This window comes from Pantoea sp. X-Soil-ISGK-275 (assembly GCF_059730795.1).
On sequence record NZ_AP035976.1, the window covers coordinates 1 to 14,144 of the forward strand.

13 protein-coding genes are annotated in these 14,144 nt (G+C 52.9%); all 13 read left to right on the forward strand.

Annotation, left to right across the window (positions count from 1 at the left end; translation table 11 throughout):
• Nucleotides 1–325 precede the first annotated feature (325 nt).
• The gene (gene mnmG, locus AC6I8A_RS00005) at nt 326–2,215 is read left to right on the forward strand and encodes a tRNA uridine-5-carboxymethylaminomethyl(34) synthesis enzyme MnmG (protein WP_497817831.1); all 1,890 of its coding nucleotides are present in this window, start codon (nt 326–328) and stop codon (nt 2,213–2,215) included.
• A gap of 47 nt (nt 2,216–2,262) precedes the next feature.
• Nucleotides 2,263–2,880: a 16S rRNA (guanine(527)-N(7))-methyltransferase RsmG gene (rsmG, locus tag AC6I8A_RS00010; RefSeq protein WP_256697885.1), complete on the forward strand. Its 618-nt coding sequence runs from the start codon at nt 2,263–2,265 to the stop codon at nt 2,878–2,880.
• Nucleotides 2,881–3,593: 713 nt separating this feature from the next.
• Complete coding sequence (atpI, locus tag AC6I8A_RS00015; RefSeq protein ID WP_008106725.1) at nt 3,594–3,974, forward strand: F0F1 ATP synthase subunit I; 381 nt, start codon at nt 3,594–3,596, stop codon at nt 3,972–3,974.
• A gap of 8 nt (nt 3,975–3,982) precedes the next feature.
• Nucleotides 3,983–4,801, forward strand: a complete 819-nt coding sequence (gene atpB, locus AC6I8A_RS00020) for a F0F1 ATP synthase subunit A (RefSeq protein ID WP_007893608.1) — start codon at nt 3,983–3,985, stop codon at nt 4,799–4,801.
• Between the two features lie 49 nt (nt 4,802–4,850).
• Nucleotides 4,851–5,090 (forward strand): F0F1 ATP synthase subunit C, encoded by a 240-nt coding sequence (gene atpE, locus AC6I8A_RS00025; RefSeq protein ID WP_003849523.1) that lies wholly within the window; start codon nt 4,851–4,853, stop codon nt 5,088–5,090.
• 107 nt (nt 5,091–5,197) lie between these two features.
• Nucleotides 5,198–5,668, forward strand: coding sequence for a F0F1 ATP synthase subunit B (atpF, locus tag AC6I8A_RS00030; protein ID WP_007893603.1), 471 nt, complete (start codon nt 5,198–5,200; stop codon nt 5,666–5,668).
• A gap of 14 nt (nt 5,669–5,682) precedes the next feature.
• Nucleotides 5,683–6,216 carry a F0F1 ATP synthase subunit delta gene (gene atpH, locus AC6I8A_RS00035; protein ID WP_008106723.1) on the forward strand — a complete coding sequence of 178 codons (534 nt, stop codon included), beginning with the start codon at nt 5,683–5,685 and terminating at the stop codon, nt 6,214–6,216.
• Nucleotides 6,217–6,230: 14 nt separating this feature from the next.
• Complete coding sequence (gene atpA, locus AC6I8A_RS00040; protein WP_497817832.1) at nt 6,231–7,772, forward strand: F0F1 ATP synthase subunit alpha; 1,542 nt, start codon at nt 6,231–6,233, stop codon at nt 7,770–7,772.
• 52 nt (nt 7,773–7,824) lie between these two features.
• Nucleotides 7,825–8,691: a F0F1 ATP synthase subunit gamma gene (atpG, locus tag AC6I8A_RS00045; RefSeq protein ID WP_007893596.1), complete on the forward strand. Its 867-nt coding sequence runs from the start codon at nt 7,825–7,827 to the stop codon at nt 8,689–8,691.
• A 63-nt stretch (nt 8,692–8,754) separates the two neighbouring features.
• Nucleotides 8,755–10,152, forward strand: coding sequence for a F0F1 ATP synthase subunit beta (gene atpD, locus AC6I8A_RS00050; protein WP_008106718.1), 1,398 nt, complete (start codon nt 8,755–8,757; stop codon nt 10,150–10,152).
• A gap of 24 nt (nt 10,153–10,176) precedes the next feature.
• On the forward strand, nt 10,177–10,596 hold the full coding sequence (locus AC6I8A_RS00055; RefSeq protein ID WP_008106717.1) for a F0F1 ATP synthase subunit epsilon: 420 nt from the start codon (nt 10,177–10,179) through the stop codon (nt 10,594–10,596).
• A 163-nt stretch (nt 10,597–10,759) separates the two neighbouring features.
• Nucleotides 10,760–12,130 (forward strand): bifunctional UDP-N-acetylglucosamine diphosphorylase/glucosamine-1-phosphate N-acetyltransferase GlmU, encoded by a 1,371-nt coding sequence (glmU, locus tag AC6I8A_RS00060; protein WP_497817833.1) that lies wholly within the window; start codon nt 10,760–10,762, stop codon nt 12,128–12,130.
• 130 nt (nt 12,131–12,260) lie between these two features.
• Entirely contained in the window at nt 12,261–14,090 is a 1,830-nt protein-coding gene (gene glmS, locus AC6I8A_RS00065) for a glutamine--fructose-6-phosphate transaminase (isomerizing) (RefSeq protein WP_497817834.1), read from the forward strand.
• Nucleotides 14,091–14,144 lie beyond the last annotated feature (54 nt).

The window sequence follows — 14,144 nt, forward strand, 5'->3', positions numbered from 1 at the left end:
CCAGTAGTTATCCAAAGAATAACGGTTGATTCTATTTTGACCTGTGTATAAGTCGCTATTTTGATCCCAGCTTATACGGATCAGGATCACCGATCATTCACAGCTAATGATCTTCTCTAATCTGCTGTTAAGCCTGCGCTTTTCGAGGTTATCAACAGCAAGGTGCGATCCTAATAGTAGATCTAACAGAGAGATCATATAAAAGACTTAAGATCCTTTCTTTTAAATCTCAGGATCCCGCGACTTTCGCCGCCGACATTATTTCAGTAGAATCCACCGCCCAGGGCAACGATCCCTGTCCGAAACATTAACGAGGACCCACTTCATGTTTTATCCAGATCCTTTTGACGTCATCGTAATCGGTGGTGGTCATGCGGGCACCGAGGCCGCGATGGCCGCAGCCCGAATGGGTCAGCAAACCCTGTTACTCACCCATAACATTGATACGCTTGGACAAATGTCCTGTAACCCGGCGATCGGTGGCATCGGGAAAGGACATCTGGTGAAGGAAGTGGATGCCTTAGGCGGTTTGATGGCCACGGCAATTGACCAGGCAGGTATCCAGTTTAGGATACTAAACGCGAGCAAAGGCCCCGCCGTTCGTGCCACCCGTGCTCAGGCTGACCGTGTACTGTATCGCCAGGCGGTACGCACTGCGCTGGAGAATCAGCCGAACCTGATGATCTTCCAGCAGGCGGTTGATGATCTGATTGTGGAAAACGATCGTGTCGTCGGTGCGGTAACGCAAATGGGCTTGAAGTTCCGCGCCAAAACCGTGGTGCTGACCGTTGGAACCTTCCTCGATGGCAAAATCCACATTGGCCTGGATAACTACAGCGGTGGCCGTGCAGGCGATCCGCCATCAATCCCATTGGCAAAACGCCTGCGTGCACTGCCGCTGCGCGTAAATCGTCTGAAAACCGGTACGCCGCCACGTATTGACGCACGCTCGATTGATTTTTCGGTGCTAACACCGCAGCACGGTGATAATCCGATGCCGGTGTTCTCGTTCATGGGCAAGGTTTCACAGCATCCTCAACAAGTGCCGTGCTGGATCACCTACACCAACGAACAGACGCATGATGTGATCCGCAATAACCTCGATCGCAGCCCGATGTATGCCGGGATCATTGAAGGTATTGGTCCACGTTACTGTCCGTCGATCGAAGACAAAGTGATGCGCTTTGCCGATCGCAACGCGCATCAGATCTTCCTGGAGCCGGAAGGCCTTACCAGCAACGAGATCTACCCGAATGGTATCTCCACCAGCCTGCCGTTTGACGTACAGATGCAGATCGTACGTTCGATGATAGGACTGGAAAACGCGAAGATCATCCGTCCGGGTTATGCTATTGAGTATGACTTCTTCGATCCACGCGATCTTAAACCGACGCTGGAGAGCAAATTTATCCACGGCCTGTTCTTTGCTGGCCAGATCAACGGCACCACCGGCTACGAAGAAGCGGCAGCGCAAGGTTTGCTGGCTGGTCTGAACGCAGCACGCGCTTCCGCCGACAAAGAAGGCTGGGCGCCACGCCGCGATCAGGCTTATCTCGGTGTGCTGGTTGACGATCTCTGCACGCTTGGCACGAAAGAGCCGTACCGCATGTTTACATCGCGCGCGGAGTACCGCTTGATGCTGCGCGAAGATAACGCCGATCTGCGTTTGACCGAAGCCGGTCGCGAACTCGGTCTGGTTGATGATGCACGCTGGGCGCGCTACAACCAGAAACTGGAAGCGATTGAGCAGGAGCGTCAACGTCTGCGCGATCTGTGGGTGCATCCAAAATCGGATAACGTGGCTGAAGTGAACGCGGTGATCAGCGCGCCGCTTACCAAAGAAGCCAGCGGTGAAGATCTGCTACGTCGTCCAGAGATGACCTATCCGCTGCTGACGTCACTCGCCAGCTACGGTCCGGCACTGCCTGATGAGCAAGCCGCTGAGCAGGTGGAGATTCAGGTGAAATACGAAGGATACATTGCGCGTCAGCAGGAAGAGATTGATCGCCAGCTGCGTAATGAAAACACCTTGTTGCCTGTTGAGCTCGACTATCGTCAGGTGAATGGCTTGTCGAATGAAGTGATCGCCAAACTCAACGATCACAAACCGACGTCCATCGGCCAGGCTTCGCGTATTTCGGGTATCACGCCTGCGGCAATCTCAATTCTGCTGATTTACCTGAAAAAACAGGGCCTGCTGCGTAAAAGCGCCTGATAGACTTTGGGGCGAGGCAACTCGCCCCCGTTAATGGAATTCTCGTCGTGATCAACAAACTCTCCTCGCTGCTCAATGCGGCAAACATTTCCCTTACCGATCAACAAAAACAGCAGTTGGTTGGCTATGTTGAGTTGCTGCATAAGTGGAATAAGGCCTATAACCTGACATCGGTGCGCGATCCGCAGCAGATGCTGGTGCGCCATATTCTCGACAGCGTGGTGGTTGAGCCACATTTGCAGGGCGAACGCTTTATTGATGTGGGCACCGGTCCGGGCTTACCGGGTATTCCGCTGGCCATTGTGCGCCCGCAATCGCATTTCACCTTGTTGGATAGCCTTGGCAAACGCGTGCGTTTCCTGCGTCAGGTACAACATGAGTTAGGACTTACTAACGTCACGCCAGTGCAGAGCCGCGTTGAAGAGTTCCCGTCTGAGCCGCCATTTGATGGTGTTATCAGCCGTGCATTTGCGTCACTTGAAGATATGCTGAACTGGTGCCATCATCTGCCGAGCCCTGAAGGTCGCTTTTATGCCCTGAAAGGCGTGCGTCCGGATGATGAAATTGCTGCATTACCCGCAGGCTTTACAGTAGAGAAAATTCAACCGCTGCAGGTACCCGAACTGGATGGTGAACGTCATCTGGTGGTGATAACCCGCCAATAGCCTTTTAAACGGTATGGATTTAAGCCAGTTCATGCCGTTTGCCTTCGTCTTTTCACTGAACGAAAAAGCAGCGATTGAACACTTTTAGGTAAACGCTTTTATTTAGCAGGGCAGGGCGAGCGAGTTAACAACTCCGACGGAAATTATCCGAAAAGCTCTGTTACATTTAACGAACATTTCACATTTCATTATCACTTAGATCACTTTATTGCGTGTATTTACCCAACCAAATAATCACTGGGGAAAATATAACTTTGCAATAAATTGGCGTGCGTAATATCAGTTTTGCGTTTTTATTGCAGCGCATGATGTCAATAGAGTGTTTTTCTCGAAAATCGTAGTGCATCACCTAATAAATAAATTTAATGCACTGATTTATTGATGCTTTAGGCGTATTTGAAATCCTATAAATCTTGTCTGATACAAATTCAGTCAGGCATTCCTTGTTTATTATGTGATCTAAAGCACGCTTTAAAAGCAAGTCGATCGGGCATTTTCAGCATTTAAGTCAGACATTGCCTAAAGACGATGTTTTGAAAAATAGCCCTTCAGAAAGAAATTTAAATAATTGTTCACCTTTTCGCTACTTACCGATTGAAATCGCAGGTGGCGCCCGTATAATTTGCACGGCTTTTGCTGCTTGACTCAAATGAGTAAAGGCAGTCTTATACGACACGCGACATACCCCGTTCGGGGCAGGAGAGTTCAGCGTCATGTCAGTGTCTCTTTACAGTGTGAAATTAGCCCGGGCCGTGCTGATCATTCAGCTGGTGACCTTTGTCATCATCGGTGCGCTCTTTACCCTGAAAGAGGTTACCTGGGGCGCCTCCGCCTTCGCGGGTGGAGTGGCAGCCTGGCTGCCGAACGTGTTGTTTATGTTTTTGGCCTGGCGCCTGCAGGATCAAACGCCTGCGAAAGGACGTGTTGCCTGGAGCTTCGCCCTCGGTGAAGTGTTGAAGGTGTTCACAACCGTCATTTTCCTCGCGGTGGCGTTGGGTGTGTTTGGAGCGGTCTTCTGGCCACTCGCAATCACGTGGTTATCGGTGCTGGTGGTGCAGATCGTCGCTCCGGCTGTAATTAACAACAAAGGGTAAGAGGCATCATGGCTGCTGGAGAAATCTCTACTCCGCAAGAATACATAGGTCACCACCTGAATAACCTTCAGTTGGACCTGCGTACTTTCGAGTTGGTGAATCCGCACGACGCTCCCGCGACGTTCTGGGTATTAAATATCGATTCCATGTTTTTCTCTGTGGTGCTGGGACTGATTTTCCTGGTGTTGTTCCGTAAAGTGGCGAAAAGCGCTACCAGCGGTGTTCCAGGGAAATTACAAGCGGCTATCGAACTGGTTGTCGGCTTCGTTGATAACAACGTGCGCGACATGTACCACGGTAAAAGCAAACTTATCGCCCCGCTGGCTCTGACGATTTTCGTCTGGGTCTTCCTGATGAACTTCATGGATCTGCTGCCTATCGATTTGCTGCCGTTTATCGGCGAGCACTATTTAGGCCTGCCGGCGCTGCGCGTCGTGCCGTCTGCAGACGTGAACATCACGCTGTCTATGGCGCTGGGCGTATTTATTTTGATTCTGTTCTACAGCATCAAAATGAAAGGCATTGGCGGCTTCACCAAAGAGTTGACGCTGCAGCCTTTTAATCACCCGATCTTCATCCCCATTAACCTGATTCTTGAAGGTGTTAGCCTGCTGTCCAAGCCTGTTTCACTGGGTCTGCGACTGTTCGGTAACATGTATGCGGGTGAGTTGATCTTTATCCTGATTGCCGGCTTGCTGCCGTGGTGGTCGCAGTGGTTGTTGAATGTGCCTTGGGCCATTTTCCACATCCTGATCATTTCGCTGCAGGCTTTCATTTTCATGGTCCTCACGATCGTCTATCTGTCGATGGCATCTGAAGAACATTGATTTTTATCTCAACACTTAAGCTTTTAACTGAAACAAACTGGAGACTGTCATGGAAAACCTGAATATGGATCTGCTGTACATGGCTGCCGCTGTGATGATGGGCCTGGCGGCAATCGGTGCTGCGATCGGTATCGGCATCCTCGGAGGTAAATTCCTGGAAGGCGCCGCGCGTCAACCGGATCTGATCCCTCTGCTGCGTACGCAGTTCTTTGTTGTAATGGGTCTGGTGGATGCAATCCCGATGATCGCTGTAGGTCTGGGTCTCTACGTGATGTTTGCTGTCGCTTAAACCTGGTAGCCTTGTTCACTCATGGCACCTGGTGTGATGAGGGACGGATTCTGCCGTTTATCTCTGATAGCGGCAGAGCAAGTTAACTTAATAAGAGGCATTGTGCTGTGAACATTAATGCAACAATCCTCGGCCAGGCCATCGCGTTCATTCTGTTTGTCGCGTTCTGCATGAAGTACGTATGGCCGCCGATTATGGCTGCCATCGAAAAGCGCCAGAAAGAAATTGCTGAAGGCCTTGCTTCTGCTGAGCGCGCGAAGAAAGATTTAGATCTCGCGCAGGCCAATGCGACCGACCAGCTGAAAAAAGCGAAAGAAGACGCTCAGGTCATTATCGAGCAGGCGAACAAACGCCGTGCCCAGATTCTGGACGAAGCGAAAACCGAAGCTGAGACTGAACGTAACCGCATCGTGGCACAGGCGCAGGCAGAAATTGATGCCGAGCGTTCGCGTGCCCGTGAAGAGCTGCGTAAGCAAGTCGCGTTGCTGGCATTAGCTGGCGCCGAGAAAATCATCGAACGTTCCGTGGATGAAGCTGCTAACAGCGACATCGTTGATAAACTGGTCGCTGAACTGTAAGGAGGGAGGGGCTGATGTCTGATCTGATTACTGTAGCTCGCCCCTACGCCAAAGCAGCTTTTGACTTTGCTGTTGAGCATCAAAGCATCGATCGCTGGCAATCAATGCTGGCGTTTGCCGCAGAAGTGGCTCGCAACGAACAGATCGCAGATCTTCTTTCCGGTGCGCTTGCACCGGAAGCGTTATCTGCTTCTTTCATTGCAGTTTGTGGCGATCAACTTGATGAAAACGCCCAGAACCTGATTAAGGTAATGGCCGAAAACGGACGTTTGACAGCGCTTCCAGCCGTACTGGCTCAGTACATTCAACTGCGTGACGCTTATGAAGCGACAGCCGAAGTTGATGTGATTTCTGCCAGCACGCTGAGTGACAGTCAGCTGACTAAAATCAGCGCCGCGATGGAAAAACGTCTGTCACGTAAAGTTAAGCTGAATTGCAAAATTGATAAGTCTGTAATGGCAGGTGTGGTTATCCGTGCGGGTGACCTGGTCATTGATGGCAGCGTACGCGGCCGTCTTGATCGTCTGGCAGACGTCTTGCAGTCTTAAGGGGACTGGAGCATATGCAACTGAATTCCACCGAAATCAGCGAACTGATCAAGCAGCGCATTGCTCAGTTCAATGTCGTGAGTGAAGCTCACAACGAAGGTACTATTGTTTCTGTAAGTGACGGTATCATCCGCGTACACGGCCTGGCCGATGTGATGCAGGGTGAGATGATTGCCCTGCCGGGCAACCGTTACGCTATCGCACTGAACCTCGAGCGTGACTCGGTTGGTGCAGTAGTGATGGGCCCGTATGCTGACCTCGCGGAAGGCATGAAAGTAAAATGTACGGGTCGTATTTTAGAAGTTCCAGTTGGCCGTGGCCTGCTGGGCCGTGTGGTGAACACCTTGGGTGCACCGATCGACGGTAAAGGCGCAATCGAAAACGACGGCTTCTCGCCTGTTGAAGTGATTGCACCGGGCGTTATCGACCGTCAGTCAGTAGACCAGCCTGTTCAGACCGGTTACAAATCTGTCGATGCGATGATTCCAATCGGCCGTGGCCAGCGTGAGCTGATCATCGGTGACCGTCAGACCGGTAAAACTGCAATGGCAATCGACGCCATCATCAACCAGCGCGATTCAGGCATCAAGTGTGTCTACGTTGCGATTGGCCAGAAAGCGTCAACCATTTCTAACGTAGTTCGCAAACTGGAAGAGCACGGCGCGCTGTCTAACACCATCGTGGTTGTCGCTTCTGCTTCTGAATCTGCAGCACTGCAGTACCTGTCACCGTACGCCGGTTGTGCGATGGGTGAGTACTTCCGTGACCGCGGTGAAGATGCATTGATCGTGTACGATGACCTGTCTAAGCAGGCTGTTGCTTACCGTCAGATTTCTCTGCTGCTGCGCCGTCCACCAGGTCGTGAAGCATTCCCTGGCGACGTGTTCTATCTCCACTCTCGTCTGCTGGAGCGTGCATCACGCGTTAGCGCTGACTACGTTGAGCGCTTCACCAATGGTGAAGTGAAAGGCCAGACCGGTTCTCTGACAGCACTGCCAATCATCGAAACTCAGGCGGGTGACGTTTCTGCGTTCGTTCCGACCAACGTAATCTCGATTACTGATGGTCAGATCTTCCTGGAATCTAACCTGTTCAACTCAGGTATTCGTCCAGCCGTTAACCCGGGTATCTCGGTATCCCGTGTTGGTGGTGCTGCACAGACCAAGATCATCAAGAAACTGTCCGGTGGTATTCGTACCGCGCTGGCACAGTATCGTGAACTGGCTGCGTTCTCTCAGTTCGCTTCCGATCTGGACGATGCAACGCGTAAACAGCTGAGCCACGGTCAGAAAGTGACCGAGCTGCTGAAACAGAAACAGTATGCGCCGATGTCAGTCGCGCAACAGGGTCTGGTGCTGTTTGCTGCTGAGCGCGGCTATCTGAACGATGTTGAACTGGCGAAAGTCGGCAGCTTCGAAGCCGCTCTGCTGGCGTTCGCGGATCGCGATCACGCTGAGCTGATGGCTGAAATCAACCAAGCGGGTAACTTCAATAACGAAATCGAAGAGAAGCTGAAAGGCCTCCTCGAAACGTTTAAAGCAACCCAGTCCTGGTAATGTCTGGCGGCTTGTCTGAAAAGGCAGGCCGCAAGGCTTTGAGGAGAAGCTAATGGCCGGCGCAAAAGAAATACGTAGTAAGATCGGAAGCGTAAAAAATACGCAGAAGATCACCAAAGCGATGGAAATGGTCGCCGCCTCCAAAATGCGTAAAACGCAGGAACGCATGGCGGCCAGCCGTCCGTATGCAGATACCATGCGCAAAGTGATTGGTCACCTTGCTCTGGGTAATCTGGAATACAAGCACCCTTACCTGGATGAGCGTGACGTTAAGCGCGTCGGCTACCTGGTCGTTTCGACTGACCGCGGGCTTTGTGGTGGTTTGAACATTAACCTGTTCAAAAAATTGCTGGCAGATATGAAAGGCTGGGCAGATAAAGGCGTACAGAGCGATCTGGCCGTTATCGGTTCGAAGGGCAATTCATTCTTCGGCTCTGTAGGTGGCAACATCGTGGCACAGGTCACCGGTATGGGCGATAAGCCTGCACTCTCTGATTTGATCGGCCCGGTAAAAGTGATGTTGCAGGCCTATGATGAAGGTCGCATCGACAAGCTGTATATCGTTGCCAACAAGTTTAATAACACCATGTCTCAGACTCCGACCATTACCCAACTGCTGCCGTTACCGCCAGCGGAAGGTGAAGAAGAGATGAAGGCGAAGACCTGGGATTACCTGTACGAACCCGATCCGAAAGCGCTGCTGGATACCCTGCTGCGTCGTTACGTCGAATCGCAGGTTTATCAGGGTGTGGTGGAAAACCTGGCCAGTGAGCAGGCCGCACGTATGGTTGCGATGAAAGCTGCAACCGATAACGGCGGAAACCTGATCAAAGAGCTGCAGTTGGTTTACAACAAAGCTCGTCAGGCCAGCATCACCCAGGAACTTACCGAGATCGTCTCGGGAGCCTCCGCGGTTTAACCAGGCATATATCCTGTCGCGCGAGCGCGGCTGGGTATTTTCGTATTAGGTAGAGGATTCAAGATGGCAGCTGGAAAGATTGTCCAGATTATCGGCGCCGTAGTTGACGTCGAATTCCCTCAGGACGCGGTACCGCAGGTATATAGCGCTCTCGAGGTGAAAAATGGTGATGCTCGTCTGGTGCTGGAAGTTCAGCAGCAGCTGGGTGGTGGCGTGGTTCGTACCATCGCCATGGGTACTTCTGACGGCCTGAAGCGCGGTCTGGAAGTTACTGACCTGAAAAAACCTATCCAGGTTCCGGTTGGTAAAGCAACCCTCGGCCGTATCATGAACGTATTGGGTGAGCCAATCGACATGAAAGGCGACCTGCAGAATGACGACGGCACTGTAGTAGAGGTTTCCTCTATTCACCGTGCAGCACCTTCTTATGAAGATCAGTCTAACTCGCAGGAACTGCTGGAAACCGGCATCAAGGTTATCGACCTGATGTGTCCGTTCGCTAAGGGCGGTAAAGTCGGTCTGTTCGGTGGTGCGGGTGTTGGTAAAACCGTAAACATGATGGAGCTGATCCGTAACATCGCGGCTGAGCACTCAGGTTATTCGGTATTTGCTGGCGTGGGTGAGCGTACTCGTGAGGGTAACGACTTCTACCACGAAATGACTGACTCCAACGTTATCGATAAAGTAGCGCTGGTGTATGGCCAGATGAACGAGCCGCCGGGTAACCGTCTGCGCGTAGCACTGACCGGCTTGACCATGGCGGAAAAATTCCGTGATGAAGGCCGTGACGTTCTGCTGTTCATCGACAACATCTATCGTTACACCCTGGCCGGTACTGAAGTATCAGCACTGCTGGGTCGTATGCCATCTGCGGTAGGTTATCAGCCAACGCTGGCAGAAGAGATGGGTGTGTTGCAGGAGCGTATTACCTCCACTAAGACTGGTTCAATCACCTCTGTACAGGCCGTTTACGTTCCTGCGGATGACTTGACTGACCCGTCACCAGCAACCACCTTTGCTCACTTAGACTCAACCGTTACGCTGAGCCGTCAGATCGCCTCTCTGGGTATCTACCCAGCCGTTGACCCGCTGGATTCAACCAGCCGTCAGCTGGATCCACTGATCGTGGGTCAGGAGCACTATGACGTTGCGCGTGGCGTGCAGTCTCTGCTGCAGCGTTACCAGGAATTGAAAGACATCATCGCCATCCTTGGTATGGACGAGCTGTCTGAAGAAGACAAACTGTTGGTGGCACGTGCGCGTAAGATTCAGCGCTTCCTGTCTCAGCCGTTCTTCGTTGCTGAAGTCTTCACCGGTTCTCCAGGTAAGTACGTGACCCTGAAAGACACCATCCGTGGCTTCAAAGGCATCATGGAAGGCGAATTCGACCACCTGCCAGAGCAGGCGTTCTACATGGTCGGCGCTATCGAAGAAGCCGTAGAAAAAGCGAAGAAACTGTAATTTAGGTTTCCCAGGAGGAATGGTATGGCTATGACTTATCATCTGGACGTGGTCAGCGCGGAGCAACAAATGTTCTCCGGTCTGGTCGAGCGTATCCAGGTGTCAGGTAGCGAAGGTGAGTTGGGGATTCGTCCTGGCCACGCCCCGCTGCTGACAGCCATCAAGCCTGGTATGATTCACATCGTGAAACAGCACGGCGAAGAGGAGTTTATTTACCTCTCTGGCGGCGTGCTGGAAGTTCAGCCTGGCAGCACCACCGTTCTGGCCGACACCGCGATTCGCGGTGAAGACCTTGACGAAGCGCGCGCGCTGGAAGCGAAACGTAAAGCAGAAGAGCACATGAACAGCAGCCACGGCGACGTGGACTATGCTCAGGCTTCTGCGGAACTGGCGAAAGCCATCGCGAAACTGCGTGTCATCGAGCTGACCAAAAAAGCGATGTAATCAGGCTTTATGCGTCACGAAATGCCAGCCCTTTGGGTTGGCATTTTTTTTGCCCAAAATTTGGCGTCTGGCGCTGAGCCCGGCTAATTTCGACCCGAGAAAAATGTAGTAATCTCGGGGTTAAACCTTACACTTTCGACAGTTGAAGAGAATCAGGATAGTTATGTCTACGAACGCGATGAGTGTGGTGATCTTGGCCGCTGGCAAAGGCACCCGAATGTATTCCGACCTGCCCAAAGTTCTGCACACCCTTGCAGGCAAACCGATGGTTCAACACGTTATTGATGCCGCCACCGGTTTGGGCGCCCAGCAGATCCATCTGGTTTATGGCCACGGCGGAGATTTGCTGCAATCGACGTTAGCGCATAACGCACTCAACTGGGTGCTGCAGGCCGAACAACTCGGTACCGGCCACGCGATGCAGCAGGCTGCACCTTTCTTTGCCGATGACGAAGATATTCTGATGCTGTATGGCGATGTGCCGCTGATTTCGCAGGCCAGCTTGCAGCGTCTGCGCGATGCAAAACCGGCGGGCGGCATTGGTTTACTCACCGTGGTTCTGGATAACCCAACCGGTTACGGTCGTATCGTGCGTGAAAACGGCACGGTGACCGGCATTATCGAGCAGAAAGATGCCTCGCCAGAACAGCTGAAAATTCAGGAAATTAACACCGGCATCCTGATTGCCAACGGCGGCGACCTCAAGCGCTGGCTGTCGCAGCTCAACAACAACAACGCGCAGGGCGAGTTCTATATCACCGATATCATCGCCATGGCGCACCACGAAGGCCGCGTGATCAATGCGGTGCATCCGGCGCGCATCAGCGAAACCGACGGCGTCAACAACCGCCTGCAGCTGGCAACGCTTGAGCGTGTCTATCAAAGCGAGCAGGCAGAAAAGCTGCTGCTGGCGGGTGTGATGCTGCGCGATCCGGCGCGTTTCGATCTGCGCGGTTCGCTGCAACACGGCCGCGATGTTGAGATCGATACCAACGTGATCATCGAAGGCAAGGTCACGCTCGGCAACCGCGTCAAAATCGGTGCCGGCTGCATCATCAAAAACAGCGTGATTGCTGACGACTGCGAAATCAGTCCCTATTCGGTGATCGAAGATGCCACCCTAGCCGCCGCCTGTACGGTTGGACCTTTTGCGCGTCTGCGTCCAGGCAGCGAGCTGGCGGAAGAAGCGCACGTTGGCAACTTCGTTGAAATGAAAAAAGCCACGCTGGGTAAAGGCTCGAAAGCCGGTCATCTCTCTTATCTTGGCGATGCGGAAATTGGCGCAGGCGTAAATATCGGCGCGGGTACCATTACCTGCAATTATGACGGCGCCAACAAATTCAAAACCATCATCGGCGATAACGTGTTTGTCGGCTCCGATACGCAATTGGTAGCGCCTGTAACCGTAGCGAGCGGCGCCACTATCGCTGCCGGCACCACGGTAATGAAAGATGTCACCGCGGCGGATCTGGTCTACAACCGTAAAGAGCAGAATCAAAAATCGGGCTGGCAGCGCCCTGTTAAGAAAAAATAAATTTTAAAGGCCGACAACGATCGGCCTGTTTGCAGTGCCATAAAAAAATATCCCCACTCTCTACAAGGCTCGGGGAAATCAGGTCAGATGACAACGCAATGGCCGAAAGCCATGAAGTCAGGAAATTACTATGTGTGGAATTGTTGGTGCAGTAGCGCAGCGTGACATCGCAGAAATTCTGCTGGAAGGTTTGCGTCGTCTTGAATATCGCGGTTATGACTCAGCGGGATTATCCGTTGTCGATCGTCAGGGCCATATGACGCGCCTGCGTCGTCTGGGCAAAGTGCAGAACCTGGCGGAAGCCGCAGAGCAGCAGCCGCTGATTGGCGGCACCGGTATCGCACACACGCGCTGGGCGACACACGGTGAGCCGTCGGAGGCCAATGCGCATCCGCACGTTTCTGAGCACATCATCATCGTGCACAATGGCATCATTGAAAACCATGAGCCGCTGCGCGCGCAGTTGCTTGAGCGCGGCTATCACTTTGCCTCAGAAACTGACACCGAAGTGGTGGCGCATCTGGTGCATTGGGAGCAGAAGCAGGGCGGCACGCTGCGTGAAGTGGTGCTACGCGTCATTCCGCAGCTGCGCGGTGCGTATGGCATGGTGATCATGGACAGCCGCGATCCGTCGCTGCTGGTGGCGGCGCGTTCCGGTAGCCCGCTGGTGATTGGCCGTGGCGTGGGTGAAAACTTTATTGCTTCCGATCAGCTGGCACTGCTGCCGGTGACGCGTCGCTTCATCTATCTGGAAGAGGGCGATATTGCCGAGATCACCCGCCGCGAAGTCACCATTATCGATCGTGACGGTAACACGGCTAAGCGCGCCGAAATCGAATCGACCGCGCAATACGATGCCGGCGACAAAGGCATCTATCGTCACTACATGCAGAAAGAGATTTACGAGCAGCCGAACGCGATCAAAAACACCATCACCGGTCGTTTTAATCACGGCGAAGTCGATCTCAGCGAGCTCGGTCCGGATGCTGAAAAGCTGCTGAGCCAGGTCGAGCATATTCAGATCATCGCCTGCGGTACGTCATACAACTCCGGCATGGTGTCGCGCTATTGGTTTGAGTCGCTCGCCAACCTGCCTTGTGATGTGGAAATCGCTTCGGAATTCCGTTATCGCAAATCTGCGGTGCGTAAAAATAGCCTGCTGATCACGCTGTCACAATCGGGTGAAACTGCCGATACGCTGGCGGCGTTGCGCCTGTCAAAAGAGCTGGGTTATCTCGGTTCGCTGGCGATCTGTAACGTGGCCGGTTCATCGCTGGTGCGCGAGTCAGATTTGGCGCTGATGACCAAAGCCGGTACCGAAATTGGCGTTGCCTCGACTAAAGCTTTCACCACGCAGCTGGCGGTATTGCTGATGCTGGTGGCGAAACTGGGGCGTCTGCACGGCATGAAAGCCGAAATCGAGCACGAAATTGTGCACGCGCTGCAAGCCTTGCCGAGCCGCATCGAACAGATGCTGGCGCAGGACAAAGTGATCGAAAATCTGGCGGAAGGTTTCTCGGATAAACATCATGCGCTGTTCCTTGGCCGTGGCGATCAGTATCCAATCGCTATGGAAGGCGCGCTGAAGCTGAAAGAGATCTCCTACATCCACGCCGAAGCCTATGCGGCGGGCGAGCTGAAGCACGGCCCGCTGGCGCTGATTGATGCCGATATGCCGGTGATCGTGGTCGCGCCGAACAACGAACTGCTGGAGAAGCTGAAATCCAATATTGAAGAGGTACGCGCGCGCGGCGGTTTGCTGTACGTGTTTGCCGATCAGGATGCCGGTTTCAGCGACAGCGATGGCATGAAAATCATCTCTCTGCCGCATGTAGAAGAGGTGATTGCACCGATCTTCTACACCGTGCCGCTACAGCTGCTCTCGTATCATGTGGCGCTGATTAAAGGCACCGACGTTGATCAACCACGTAACCTGGCGAAATCGGTTACCGTTGAATAATCAGTAACAAGAGTGGGCCCGCAATGGGCCCGCTTCATTTCTACATGCTGTCAT